The sequence below is a fragment of the Rhodococcus sp. KRD175 genome (assembly GCF_017168275.1).
Taxonomy (GTDB): domain Bacteria; phylum Actinomycetota; class Actinomycetes; order Mycobacteriales; family Mycobacteriaceae; genus Rhodococcoides; species Rhodococcoides fascians.
Window position 1 is genome coordinate 1 of sequence record NZ_JABFAQ010000047.1, and the last position, 403, is coordinate 403.

1 protein-coding gene is annotated in these 403 nt (G+C 75.7%); it reads right to left on the minus strand.

Annotated elements, in window-relative coordinates; translation table 11 throughout:
* Positions 1 to 254, minus strand: a 254-nt coding sequence (locus tag J1M81_RS24635; RefSeq protein ID WP_206499040.1) for a hypothetical protein, incomplete at its 3' end; no start/stop codon positions are given.
* Between the last annotated feature and the right edge of the window lie 149 nt (positions 255 to 403).

A 403-nucleotide genomic window follows, 5' to 3' on the forward strand; every position in this document is an offset into this window, starting at 1 on the left:
GTGCTCCTCAGGTGCTCCAGAGCCGCGGTCCACTGCTGCACCGCGCTCTCGTGCCGGCCCTCCGCGGCGTCGGCGTCACCGAGGGCCGTCAGGCAGCCCGCCGTCAGCACCGGGAGATCGATCTCCCCGGAGGCGTCGAGCGCCTCCTCGGCCCGTTCCCGGGCCGCCGGCACGTCCCCGCCGGCCAGCGCGACGGCGCTGAGCGACAGCATTGCCCGCACGCGGATGCGCAGCTCGGCCAGCTCGCGCGCCATGCGCTCGGCCGCGACCAGTGCGGTGCGCGCCGCACCGATCTCCGCACGGGCGATGTGCGCCTAACCCAGACCCAGCAGGCCGTACGCCTCGGCGGTGCGGTCGCCGACGTCGCCCGCGAACTCCAGCACCGCCGAGAACGACTCCAGGG